The following is a 12231-nucleotide window of genomic DNA, read 5'->3' as shown; positions in this document are numbered from 1 at the left end:
TGTCGTTGGTTGCTCTTGTAAGGCGCGCGTGTTCAAAAATTTCGAAAGCGTGCCATGCAGAAGTTTCGTCCCATAATCTCCAGTGGTCCACTGTGTTTTTTAACAGCTCTCTACGTTCTCATTTTTACAAATACTTCCTTCTGGCGCGCGATTGGCACATATTATGCTGACGCTCCGTGGAGGCTGACTGGCATCGCAGTTGTCTTGCTGTTGCTGCACATTGCGCTCTTTATGCTGTTCTCAGCAAAATATATTATCAAGCCAATGCTGATCTTGTTTGTGATGGTTGCGGCGGGCGGTTCCTATTTCACAGACACATTCGGCACGATTATTGACAAATATGTTGTCGAAGCAGCGCTTACAACGACGCAAGCTGAATCGGGTGCGCTGCTTACCTCAAGCTATCTTTGGCATATGGTCATCTTTGGCATTGTTCCGTCGCTGTTGATCGCTTGGGTGCGCATAAAACACCGCCCGATATTCTCTAAGTTGCTGGTGAATACAGGCGTCATCCTAAGCTGTGTGATCGCATCTGTTGTCATAATAGGCACGAATTATGCGGCCTATGCTTCCATGTTCCGTGAACATGGGGCTGATATTATGCAGAAGATAATGCCAAGCACGCCCATCGCGAGCACCATTCAATATGTTTCGCACGTATATAAAAACCGCGATATCGTAATGGAGCCATTGGGGTTGGATGCCAAGCAGACGCTCACGCAGTTGCCAGCAGGCAAAAAGCTCGTGACTGTTGTCGTGGTCGGCGAAACAGCGCGTGCCGAAAACTTTAGCCTGAATGGCTATGCGCGTGAAACCAATCCTGAATTGAAAAAGCGCGACGTTATAGCCTTCACCAATACATCAAGTTGCGGCACGGAAACCTCTGTTTCGGTGCCTTGCATGTTTTCACCTTTTACACGCGAGGGTTATTCCAACACCAAATTCCGCGGTTCTGAAAATCTGATGGACGTTCTCAAACATGCAGGCGTGCAGACGAGTTGGTATGAGAACAATACTGGCAGCAAAGGCGTTGCCGAACGCATCAAGCTGATTGATTTGCAGGGTGCGCAAGATAAAAGCTATTGCGAAGGTGGTGAATGTCTTGACCAGATTTTGATTAATAGTCTGTCGAAAGAGCTTAGCGAAACGACCGGTAACGCGACCATTGTTCTACACATGACGGGCAGCCACGGCCCGGCTTATTATCGCCGCTATCCGGCAGAGTATGAGCGCTTTAAGCCAGACTGCCGTTCAAATGACTTTGCCAAATGCTCACATGAGGAAATCGTAAACGCGTACGACAACTCCATTCTGTACACGGATCATATTCTTTCTGAAGTTATCGATCTCCTGAAAGAACATCAGGACAAGTTTGCGTCTTCGATGATTTATATGTCCGATCATGGTGAGTCGCTCGGTGAGGATGGTCTATATCTTCACGCGGCACCCTATTTTATTGCACCATCGCAGCAGACCCATATTCCTTTCATCACGTGGTTTTCGCCTGATTACGCCGCCGATACGGGGCTAAATCTCGATTGCTTGCGCAAAACAACAGCTGAGCCGTCATCGCATGACAATCTATTTCATACGGTACTGGGCATGATGGCGGTTAAAACATCTGCTTATGATCAGACGCTTGATCGTTTTGGAGCCTGTCGAAAGCCGCATGATGTTGCATTAAACTAGAAACAAAAACCCCGCTCGGCGAGCGGGGTTTTTTACTAGACTTATCAAACGTAGCGGTTGACGACGTTTTCCAGATATTCCTGACGGCCAGATTTTGGCTGCGGGTTGATGCCCTTTGTTTCGACTTCGGATGCGATCTGTTCCAGCGAAAGGCCAGTTGCTAGCTTTTTGCCGAAATCGCCAGACCAGCCAGCGTAGCGTTCATCCAATGGCTTGGTCAGCGCGCCGTCTTCAACCATGCGAGCCGCAGCCTTGAGGCCACGTGCACAGCAATCCATACCGCCGATATGACCGATCAGCAGATCCTGTGGATCAAGCGATTGACGGCGCAGCTTGGCGTCGAAATTGGTGCCGCCATTTTTGAAGCCGCCATCAAGCAGAACCTGATAATAGGCCAATGCCATTTCCGGCACATTGTTCGGGAACTGATCGGTATCCCAGCCAGACTGATAATCATTACGGTTCATGTCGATGGAACCGAGAATGCCGAGGCTGCGGGCCAGTGCCAGTTCATGCTCGAACGAATGGCCGGCAAGAATAGCATGGCCCTGTTCGATATTGAGCTTCACTTCATTCTCAAGACCATAGCGCTTGAGGAAGCCGTAAACCGTTGCAACATCGTAATCGTACTGATGCTTGGTTGGTTCCTGTGGCTTAGGCTCGATCAGGATCGTGCCCTTGAAGCCGATCTTATGCTTGTACTCGACCACGAGGTTGAGGAAGCGGCCCATATTGTCGAGTTCGCGGCTGAGGTCCGTGTTCAGCAGGGTTTCATAACCTTCACGACCGCCCCAAAGCACGTAATTGTCTCCACCAAGACGTTTTGTAGCATCAAGGCAGGTTTTGACGGTCGCAGCTGCAAATGCAAACACTTCCGGATCAGGATTGGTCGCAGCACCCGACATATAACGGCGATGCGAGAATAGGTTTGCTGTTCCCCACAAAAGCTTGATGCCGGTTTCAGCCTGCTTCTTCTCGAAAATATCGACAATAGCTTCGAGATTTTTTGTGTTTTCAGCAAAACTATCGCCTTCCGGGCGCACGTCGGCGTCGTGGAAGCAATAGAATGGTGCGCCGAGAAGCGAGAAGAATTCGAACGCAACATCTGCTTTCAGCTTTGCAGCTTCAAGACCATCCTTGTACCAAGGGCGGTCGAAAGTGCGTCCGCCGAACGGGTCTCCGCCTTCCCATGCAAAGCTATGCCAATAGGCGACAGCGAAACGCAAATGATCTTCCAGACGCTTGCCCATGACGATTTCGTCTGGGTTATAATGGCGGAACGCCAGTGGATTGTCGCTGTCTGGTCCTTCGTAACGTATTTTCTGGATGTCGCCGAAAAATCCGGTGCTCATCATATTCCTCCGATTTAGATGATGGATAAAGTGCGCGCTCTCTTAAGCGAGAGGGCGCAACGCGGGATAAAGTGCGTGGTAGCGCTGATAAGCTTCGTCATAAGATGAAAGCAGCGCCTGTTCTGGTTCTATGGTGCGGGCTGTGCGTGGCGGTGTGCAGATCGCAAAAGGATCAGCGCCGCTTGCAGCAATCAACCCAAGACGCGCTGCACCGAAGGCCGCTCCAAAGTCGCCTTCTTCTGGCAGTGAAATTGGGACATTCAGTGCTGTTGCGATGGATTTGAGCCAATAGGCAGAGCGTGAGCCTCCGCCCACAGCGATCAGCGACTTGATCTCAGTTCCAGCTGATTGCAGTGCCACAAGATTATCGCGGATGGCAAAAGCCACACCTTCAAGGACTGCCTGCGTCATCGCTTTGCGATCGGTCTCATGGTCGAGGCCGCTGAAGGCACCACGAATCTTCGCGTCGTTGTAAGGAGTGCGCTCGCCCGAAAGATAAGGCAGGAAAGTTGTGCTTCCCGGGGCATTGAGCGTGCTGCCAAGCTCTGCATCAAGCGCATGCGCGCTGGTACCGGTGATACGGGAGAACCAATCGAGCGCGCTTGCTGCCGACAGGATTACACCCATCTGGTGCCATGTACCGGGAAGTGCATGGCAGAATGCGTGAACGGCACTTTCAGGCTTTGGCTGATAAGCGCCATTGGCAGCAAACAACACGCCCGATGTGCCGAGTGACACGAAAGCATGACCGGGTTGCACTGTTCCCATGCCGCAGGCCGAGGCTGCATTATCACCCGCACCGCCTGCAACAACAGGCGCGGTAGAAAGTCCCCAGCGCGCCGTCAGTTCAGAGCGCAAAGTTCCGGTTGCGTCGCTGCCTTCAGCAAGCGCTGGCATATGGTTTTCGGTGAGCCCTGTCTTTGCGAGAAGCTCTTGCGACCATCTGCGTGCACCCGTATCGAGCCAGCTTGTACCTGCCGAATCTGACATATCGGATACGTATTCGCCGGTCAGCCAGAGGCGCAGATAATCCTTTGGCAAAAGCACTTTGCGGGTGCGGGAGAAAATATCCGGCTCGTTGCGCGCGACCCAAACGAGCTTCGGCGCTGTAAAACCTGGAAAAACAATGTTGCCGGTGATGGCACGGAATGCCGGATCAGCATCGAGCTCGGCAGCTTCCTTATAGCTGCGGGTATCATTCCAGAGAATGCATGGGCGCAGGACCTGATCATTTTCATCAAGCAGCGTCGCACCATGCATCTGGCCGGATAGACCAATGCCTGCAACGGCTGCAAATTCTTTTGGATGGGCAGCTCGAAGACCATCAATGGCGGTTTCGCAAGCCTTGATCCATTGCGCGGGATCTTGTTCGCTCCAACCCGGATGCGGGCGCGAGACGTCAAGTTCGCCATGGGCCGAACCGATGACGGCCTGATTTTCATCAATCAGAAGCGCCTTTACGCCAGATGTTCCTAGATCAAGCCCGAGATACATAGTTGCTCCAGTCGAATTGTCGTATGCCCCATGCCTCAATCGGGTTGGGGAAGGTTGTCTTTAAGAAAGATTTCAATGCGAATGTGTTCTTGTCCGGGCACGATGGAAAGGCGGTCTGCCGTCGCTTTCAAAACACGGATAGCACTGCGAATTTCGTGTCCTGCATCCTGCGCCAAAACGGCATGGATCAAGCCTTCTTCCAGTGCCTGTGAAGTCACGTCGTCGCGCTCATGGGCGACAACGAGAGGGCGGGGGCCAGGGTGGGTGTCGAGCGCCTGAACAAGACCACTATTACCCGCCCCAAGATTATAGATACCGGCAATGTCACTGCGCTGGTCAAGCAGGTTGCGGACCAGTTTTTCAACCTGAGCGCTCTCGTCGAAACCTTCAAGTACAGGTAGAATCAAACGCTCCGAAAAGTCCGTTTCCATAGCGCTTTTGAAGCCTTCAAAGCGCTCTTGGTGATCACGTACTTTGAGCGAGCCTGCAATGACAGCAATAGCGCCATCTGTTCCGCTTACAAACAAACCCAGTAACCGCGCCGCGGTGCGCCCTGCTGCGCCGTTGTCAATGCCGACATAATGTGCACGCGATGACAGGCCAAGGTCCGAAATGAGAGTGACTGCGTTAACGCTTTGTTCTGAAAGTCTTTTGCAGGCCTCGCGCACCGGGTCGGTGTCGATTGCAACAAACGCAACCCCATCTGGTTTGCGTTCCGCGCTGGCATCCAAAGCTTTGACAAGAGCTGCTTCATCAAATGGAGGAACGAGAATGAGATTGATAAACACGCGTTCTGCGATACTGCGCTCGGCAGCAGCATCCAGCTCTGCGCGCAGGCTGAGCATGAAGGTATTTTCGTTATCCGGCAAAATAAAATCGAACTGATACAACCTGCCGCGAGCGAGATTGGCAGCGCCCACATCACGCACATAGCCAAGCGCATTCATCGCTTCCGTCACACGGTCGCGAGTCTTGCCTTTTACGCCGGGGCGGTCGTTCAGCACACGGTCAACCGTGGCGAGACTGACGCCCGCAGTTCTGGCTATATCATGGACGGTAGGTTTCATGCTCACTCCTCGCTGCGGAACATAGGAGTAAAAATGAGGTACGTAAATCAGAAAAATGCTTGCTATTCATTTTTGTTCGCGTATCAATTGCTGCCGAGGATAGGGGCCGTGCACCATGCGTATGGCCGACTGGAGTGATCTAGGCGCTTAGCGCCGCAGGGAGGATCAGCCAGATATAAGAAATGAGTGGTCTCGATAGAGGCTGCTTTGTCGTACCAAACTCCGGGGGCGGTTTCGTTCGGGGCGAGGTCTTGTATCAGCCGACATGGCGTCGGTGGTGATTGGAGGAACGTGCATGAAACGTCGTAATTTTTTGACAGGTGCGTTGGTTGCCGCAGCTTTGGGCATTGGTGCAATGGGGACTGCACCAGCATTTGCATCGCCGGAAAATCCGGTTATCGGCTTTTCTATCGATGATTTGCGCGTAGAGCGTTGGGCGCGTGACCGCGATTATTTCATCGCAGCAGCGGAAAAGCTGGGCGCCAAGGTCAACGTTCAGTCGGCTGACGGCAACGAAGAAAAGCAGGTCAAGCAGGTTGAAAATCTGATCTCGCAGGGCGTTGATGCCATCGTTATCGTACCTATGAATTCCAAGGTTTTTGACGCTGTTGTGGCCGATGCAAAGGCTTCTGGAATCAAGGTTCTGTCCTATGACCGCCTGATCCTCAATGCCGATATCGATGCTTATATTTCCTTTGATAATGAGCGCGTTGGTTTCATGCAGGCGGAAGCCGTGCTGAAGGAAAAGCCGGAAGGCAATTATTACCTGCTGGGTGGTTCGCCAACCGACAACAACGCGAAGCTTCTTCGTGCTGGTCAGGAAAAAGCGCTGAAAGAAGCAGTCGATTCCGGCAAGGTCAAGATTGTTGGCTCGCAGTGGGTCAAGGAATGGAGCCCGACTGAAGCGCTCTCAATCATGGAAAATGCGCTGACTGCAAACCAGAACAAGATTGACGCTGTTGTTGCTTCCAACGACGGTACTGCTGGTGGTGCAATTCAGGCTTTGGCTGCTCAGGGTCTTGCAGGCAAAACAGCAGTTTCCGGTCAGGATAGCGATCTTGCGGCTGTAAAGCGTCTGGTTGATGGCACGCAGACAGTGACTGTTTACAAGCCGCTTAAGCTGATTGCTGAAGAAGCGGCAAAGCTTACCGTGCAGCTGGTTCGGGACGAAAAGCCTGAATTCAATGGCAAGATCGACAATGGTTCGAAGGAAGTGGACACATTGCTTCTGACGCCAACTGCTGTGACCAAGGACAATGTTGACGTCTACGTAACGGACGGCTTCTACACCAAGGAACAGATCGAAGGGAAGTAAGCTTCTTTTCGTTGGACTTGGAATAAGTTGAAGATCAGACGTCGCGCATTTTTCTTTTTGGCGTCTGATCTTCAGCAAATCTTGGTTGGCCAGTCTATGACAGCGTTGTCTATGATCAATTTTCTTTGTGAAAATGCTGCCCGAAATACTGCAAGGTCTTTAATTTATGTCCGAATATCTTTTGGAAATGCGAAACATCAGTAAGGATTTCAACGGCGTAAAGGCGTTGGATGGCATTTATCTGAAAGTGCGTCCGGGAGAATGTGTCGGCCTTTGCGGTGAAAATGGCGCGGGCAAATCGACGCTTATGAAAGTGCTTTCGGGTGTTTATCCCTATGGCACCTGGACTGGCGAGATTTTCTGGGAAGGCAAGGAACTAAAAGCCAGCGGCATTCGCGATACGGAAGAAGCTGGCATAGTTATTATCCATCAGGAATTGATGATGGTGCCGCATTTATCGGTCGCCGAAAACATCTTCTTGGGTTCTGAGCCGACAACGGGCGGCTTTATCGATTACGATCAGATGAATGCGCGGGCGACCGAGTTGCTCGCACGCCTTAAGATTTTCGACATCAATGTCGCGCTGCCCGTTTATCACTACACTGGTGGTAAGCAGCAGCTGATCGAAATTGCGAAAGCAATCAACAAAAATGCCAAGCTTCTCATTCTGGATGAGCCGACTTCGGCGCTGACTTCATCCGAAACGCGCATTCTGCTTGATCTGATCAAGGATTTCAAAGCGCAGGGCATGGCTTGTGTCTATATCTCGCACAAGCTTGATGAAGTGGCTGAAATTTCTGACACGGTGACCGTTATCCGCGACGGCGCACATATTGCGACGCGTCCGATGGCAGAACTCACGACACCAGATATCATCACGATGATGGTCGGTCGTGAAATGAAAAATCTTTTCCCGCGCGAGCCGCACGATATTGGCGAGGTGGTGTTTGAAGCCCGCAATGTAAGCTGCTGGGGCGTTACAAACCCCGACCGCAAAGTGGTCGATGATGTTTCCTTTGAATTAAGGCGCGGTGAAATTCTTGGCATCGCAGGTCTTGTCGGTGCCGGACGCACTGAACTTGTCTCCAGTCTGTTTGGCGTCTGGCCCGGCGTGCATCAGGGGCAGATTTTTCTGGAAGGCAAAGAAATCAAAATCCGCACGCCGCGTGATGCGGTGCAGCAGGGCATTTGTATGGTGCCCGAAGACCGCAAACGCGACGGCATCCTGCCGATCATGCCGGTCGGTCATAACATGACGATTTCTGTTCTTGATCGCTTCTCGCTGCGTGGTCTCATCGACAAGGAAGCTGAACTTGCAACGATCCAGCGCGAAATTCTGCGTTTGAAAGTGAAGACGGCTGATCCGATGTTGGCGATTGCTTCTCTATCGGGCGGCAATCAGCAGAAGGCAGTTCTCTCTAAAATGATGCTGCCCGATCCGAAGGTTCTCATCCTTGATGAGCCGACACGGGGTGTCGATGTTGGTGCGAAGTATGAAATCTACAAGCTGATATTCGCACTCGCAAAGCAAGGCGTGGCAATTTTGATGGTGTCGTCGGAAATGCCAGAAGTGCTTGGCATTAGCGATCGTGTTCTCGTCATTGGCGAGGGCAAATTGCGCGGTGACTTCCCGAATGAAAATCTCACCCAAGAGAGGGTTCTTGCCGCTGCAATTGGCAAGCCTGCAACCAATGCGGCCTAGTTTTTTGAACATTGAACCGCAACTAATCTAACCGGTGCATGACATGACGTTGACAGGCAAAAGCCTCAGAAAATTTTTATCAGAATATAAGATCGTGGCGCTGCTGATCGTGGTCGCTTTGATCTGGGCATTCTTTGCGGTCATGACTTATGATCCAGAAATGGGTCGGTCGCAGTTTTTGACGGCGCGTAACTTCTCAAATCTTCTGCGTCAAATGGCGATTACCGGCATGCTGGCTTCAGCTATGGTGTTCGTCATCGTGGCGGGTGAAATCGACTTGTCTGTCGGGGCGTTGCTCGGCCTTCTGGGAGGCGTAGCGGCTGTACTCGATGTTGTCTATGGCTGGCCTTTATGGGCTACGATTAGCACGGTGCTTGTTTTAGGCGTGATCTTGGGTGGCTTTAACGGTTGGCTGACAGCCTATCTCGGTATTCCCTCCTTCATCGTCACGCTTGGTGGACAGCTGGTTTTCCGCGGGATCGTGCTTGGCATTATGGGCGGCGTTACCATCGCGCCAATCTCGTCAGACTTTAAGTATCTCGGGCAGGGCTATCTGCCAGAATGGTTTGGCAATGTCTGCGCGATGGCCTTGTTCGCCGTGCTCATTTTGATCACTTTGCGAACGCGCGCCAGCAAGCGTAAGCACAATCTGCAAATGCTTTCACCGGCTATGGAAATTGCGCGTCTGGTTGGAACAGGCATCTTGATTCTTGGCTTCATTCTGGTTCTGAACAGCTATCAGGGTGTTCCATTTCCGGTTCTCGTGCTGCTCATTATTCTTGGTGTTTTCACCATTATTTCACGGCAGACAGTCTTCGGACGCCATATTTATGCGGTCGGTTCCAATCTGGAAGCCACGCGTTTTTCGGGTGTCAATGTGAACTTCGTCAAGATGGCAGTGTTTGCGCTGATGGGGCTGATGGCAGCTGTGGCTGGCCTCACCACTACTGCGCGTCTTGCTGCGGGTACGCCATCGGCGGGTTTTGGTGGCGAACTTGATGCTATCGCGTCATGCTTCATCGGCGGCACGTCAATGCGTGGCGGTGTCGGCTCGGTGATTGGTGCACTGGTCGGCGCGCTCATTATGTCGAGCCTCGACAATGGCATGTCGATGCTGGGCGTCGATACATTTTGGCAGCAGATTATCAAGGGCAGCATTTTGGTGCTGGCTGTTTATCTCGATATTGTTTCGTCGGGTACGCGTCGGGCCTAATTAAGGTACGACGTTATTGATGCGGGCGGGGGCGTGTCGCGCAAAACCTTGATTGGTTTTGCGCGACGCATTTTTTAGTGGATCTCGTCGCTCTTACGACCAATGCTGAGCAGCTGATACATGATCAGAGCGGCAAAGGTTGACGTACCAATACCACCAAGAGCAAAGCTTCCGATGTTAACGGTGAAGTCACCGGCACCGAAAATCAGCGCAACGCCAACGGTAAAAAGGTTGCGTGGATCAGCAAAATTGACCTTATTGACCACCCAGATGCGGGCCATTGCTGAAGCAATAAGACCAAATACCGATACGGCAAGACCGGCCAGAACCGGCGCTGGAATGGTTTGCAGGATTGCACCGAATTTTGGCGACATACCGAGTGCAATGGCCACAATCGCGGCGATCACAAAGATCAGCGTCGAATAAACTTTCGTCATTGCCATGACGCCAATGTTTTCCGCATAGGTGGTCACGCCGGTACCGCCGCCGGAACCTGAGATCATCGTGGCGATACCATCACCGAGAAAACCGCGACCGATATAACGATCCATGTTTTGGCCGGTGATTGAGCCAAGTGCTTTGATGTGGCCGAGATTTTCAGCAACAAGAACGATGGCGACTGGCGCGATCAGTGTGATTGCAGGCCATGTGAAAACAGGTGCCGTAAAAGCTGGCAGGCCAAACCAGGGTGCAGCACCGACAGCTGCAAAGCTGATGCCGGGTACAAAGCCCAAGCCGTTACCGAAAATCAGCACGAGACAATAGCCGAACAACAACGCCAGTAATACGGCGATGCGCTTGATTGCGAGCGATCCATAGGCGGAAATCATCGCCATGCAAAGCACGGTCAGCAGCGCAATGGTCATGTGCGCGCCGGAACCTTTAAGCTGGCCGACAGCCACAGGTGCGAGGTTCAGACCAATTGCCACCCCGATTGCGCCAGTAACAGCCGGCGGCATGAGCTTTTCTACCCAACCTGTACCGACCGCCATAACGATCAGACCGATCACCGCATAAAGCGCACCGCAGGCGATAATACCGCCGAGTGCCAGTGCGATATTCGGGTTAGGACCACTACCAGCATAGCCGGTGACGGCGATAACCACTGCGATAAACGCAAAGGATGAGCCGAGATAGCTTGGAACACGCCCGCCGGTCATCAGGAAAAACAACAGTGTTCCGATACCGGAGAAGAAGACAGCGACATTTGGGTCAAAGCCCATGAGCAGTGGCGCAACGATTGTGGAACCGGACATAGCCAGCAAATGCTGGATGCCCATCGGAACTGCTGCTGCGGTTGGAAGACGCTCGTCGGGCAGGACAGTGCTGTCGTTGGTAAGACGCCAATTTGGGAAGTAGGACATAGACCCCTCATAAGATATTTATCGAGAGGCCCATAACTTCAAACGGAACGGATCGCCAGTCTATATCGTTAACTGGTTGTTAACTTTTTGTCCGTTGTGGCATATTTCCTCTAAAAATAGCATTATTGTCAGGCCTTCTCGTTTTCTGTGGCAATGTAATAATAACCAAGCAGGCTACAACCAGCACCACACCCAACCAACCGAGTAAAGGCAAACGCTCTCCTACAATGATGACGGCTAAAAACGCTGCAACGACAGGTTCGAAAAGAGTAATTGTTGTTGCTGTGCTTGCTTGAACCCGGCTTAGCCCATAGCCAAAGCAGACATAACCGATGAACATTGGAATGATCGCCATATAGATGCCAACGGCTGCATTGTTCCATGATGTCAGAAATGCGCCGCCGGTGACTACCAGAACTGGCATTAGCAATAATCCACCAAGACCAAAAATCGTACCCATAGCGACTGTTGAACTGATACCGCTTTGCATAACCCGCCGCGCGCACCAAGAATAAAGTGCATAGGTGAAACCGGCCACAAGTCCCAATAATATGCCTATCATAGCTGAGTTATTTGTAGCAGATGCGTGTGCTGTACCGCTTTCTGCAAGGCTAAGCAGTATCATTCCGAGAATACCAGTAAGGGCACCTACTATCCATCTGGCGGAAAGACGAAAACCGTCGAGCTTGTATTCAATAAGGGCGGATAGCAAAGGTGCCGAACCGATGGATATGACCGTTCCGATTGTTACTCCAGCCATTCGCATGGATGCATAAAACGCGAGAGGATAAATCGCGACAGCAACAGCGCCCAGCGTAAGGCAACGCCATTGGGTACGCAAAGCGTGGCGGGAGGCGGAGATCCCTTTGAAAGCAAGCAAAGCTTGCAGCAGTCCGCCAATTCCCATGGCAGCCGCACCAATTGCTGCAGCACTCACTTCGGGCGCAAATGTTGCGGCGGTGCCAGTTGTTCCCCAGACGATTGAAGCAATGATGATGCCTGCAATGCCGAGCAAGTAGTCTTTTGATGATTGCA

At 51.9% G+C, this 12231-nt stretch carries 9 protein-coding genes; 4 read left to right on the top strand and 5 right to left on the bottom strand.

The window, feature by feature from the left end; translation table 11 throughout:
- Positions 1-54 precede the first annotated feature (54 nt).
- Complete coding sequence (locus tag J2782_RS17445; protein WP_310014880.1) at positions 55-1689, top strand: phosphoethanolamine transferase; 1635 nt, start codon at positions 55-57, stop codon at positions 1687-1689.
- A 44-nt stretch (positions 1690-1733) separates the two neighbouring features.
- Here J2782_RS17445 and xylA read toward each other — a convergent pair whose 3' ends face one another.
- The 3 genes from xylA to J2782_RS17430 are packed head-to-tail and all read right to left on the bottom strand — an operon-like array spanning position 1734 to position 5602.
- Positions 1734-3041 carry a xylose isomerase gene (gene xylA / locus J2782_RS17440; RefSeq protein WP_310014879.1) on the bottom strand — a complete coding sequence of 436 codons (1308 nt, stop codon included), beginning with the start codon at positions 3039-3041 and terminating at the stop codon, positions 1734-1736.
- Positions 3042-3083: 42 nt separating this feature from the next.
- Positions 3084-4535 carry a xylulokinase gene (gene xylB, locus J2782_RS17435; RefSeq protein ID WP_310014878.1) on the bottom strand — a complete coding sequence of 484 codons (1452 nt, stop codon included), beginning with the start codon at positions 4533-4535 and terminating at the stop codon, positions 3084-3086.
- A 35-nt stretch (positions 4536-4570) separates the two neighbouring features.
- Positions 4571-5602 (bottom strand): LacI family DNA-binding transcriptional regulator, encoded by a 1032-nt coding sequence (locus J2782_RS17430; RefSeq protein WP_310014877.1) that lies wholly within the window; start codon positions 5600-5602, stop codon positions 4571-4573.
- A gap of 295 nt (positions 5603-5897) precedes the next feature.
- On the opposite strand from J2782_RS17430, the gene xylF reads away from it, so the two are divergent.
- The 3 genes from xylF (at position 5898) to J2782_RS17415 (ending at position 9832) form a co-directional block, all read left to right on the top strand.
- On the top strand, positions 5898-6917 hold the full coding sequence (gene xylF, locus J2782_RS17425) for a D-xylose ABC transporter substrate-binding protein (protein ID WP_310014875.1): 1020 nt from the start codon (positions 5898-5900) through the stop codon (positions 6915-6917).
- Between the two features lie 166 nt (positions 6918-7083).
- A complete protein-coding gene (locus J2782_RS17420) occupies positions 7084-8619 on the top strand; it encodes a xylose ABC transporter ATP-binding protein (RefSeq protein ID WP_310014874.1) in 1536 nt (511 codons plus the stop codon).
- A 43-nt stretch (positions 8620-8662) separates the two neighbouring features.
- Positions 8663-9832 carry a sugar ABC transporter permease gene (locus J2782_RS17415; RefSeq protein WP_310014872.1) on the top strand — a complete coding sequence of 390 codons (1170 nt, stop codon included), beginning with the start codon at positions 8663-8665 and terminating at the stop codon, positions 9830-9832.
- 74 nt (positions 9833-9906) lie between these two features.
- On the opposite strand, the gene J2782_RS17410 is transcribed toward J2782_RS17415, so the two are convergent.
- Both J2782_RS17410 and J2782_RS17405 read right to left on the bottom strand, forming a co-directional pair.
- Positions 9907-11196 (bottom strand): solute carrier family 23 protein, encoded by a 1290-nt coding sequence (locus tag J2782_RS17410; protein WP_310014870.1) that lies wholly within the window; start codon positions 11194-11196, stop codon positions 9907-9909.
- Positions 11197-11275: 79 nt separating this feature from the next.
- Positions 11276-12211, bottom strand: coding sequence for a DMT family transporter (locus J2782_RS17405; RefSeq protein ID WP_310014868.1), 936 nt, complete (start codon positions 12209-12211; stop codon positions 11276-11278).
- Positions 12212-12231: the final 20 nt, after the last annotated feature.

Source organism: Brucella pseudogrignonensis (assembly GCF_031454375.1).
Classification (GTDB): Bacteria; Pseudomonadota; Alphaproteobacteria; order Rhizobiales; family Rhizobiaceae; genus Brucella; species Brucella pseudogrignonensis_A.
This window is presented reverse-complemented; position numbering and strand designations above follow the sequence as displayed.

What these genes read in the sequence shown, in the direction of transcription:
- J2782_RS17445 (WP_310014880.1), top strand. Translation starts at nt 55, where the DNA reads ATGCAGAAGTTTCGTCCCATAATCTCCAGTGGTCCACTGTGTTTTTTA.
- xylA (WP_310014879.1), bottom strand. Translation starts at nt 3,041, where the DNA reads ATGAGCACCGGATTTTTCGGCGACATCCAGAAAATACGTTACGAAGGA.
- xylB (WP_310014878.1), bottom strand. Translation starts at nt 4,535, where the DNA reads ATGTATCTCGGGCTTGATCTAGGAACATCTGGCGTAAAGGCGCTTCTG.
- J2782_RS17430 (WP_310014877.1), bottom strand. Translation starts at nt 5,602, where the DNA reads ATGAAACCTACCGTCCATGATATAGCCAGAACTGCGGGCGTCAGTCTC.
- xylF (WP_310014875.1), top strand. Translation starts at nt 5,898, where the DNA reads ATGAAACGTCGTAATTTTTTGACAGGTGCGTTGGTTGCCGCAGCTTTG.
- J2782_RS17420 (WP_310014874.1), top strand. Translation starts at nt 7,084, where the DNA reads ATGTCCGAATATCTTTTGGAAATGCGAAACATCAGTAAGGATTTCAAC.
- J2782_RS17415 (WP_310014872.1), top strand. Translation starts at nt 8,663, where the DNA reads ATGACGTTGACAGGCAAAAGCCTCAGAAAATTTTTATCAGAATATAAG.
- J2782_RS17410 (WP_310014870.1), bottom strand. Translation starts at nt 11,196, where the DNA reads ATGTCCTACTTCCCAAATTGGCGTCTTACCAACGACAGCACTGTCCTG.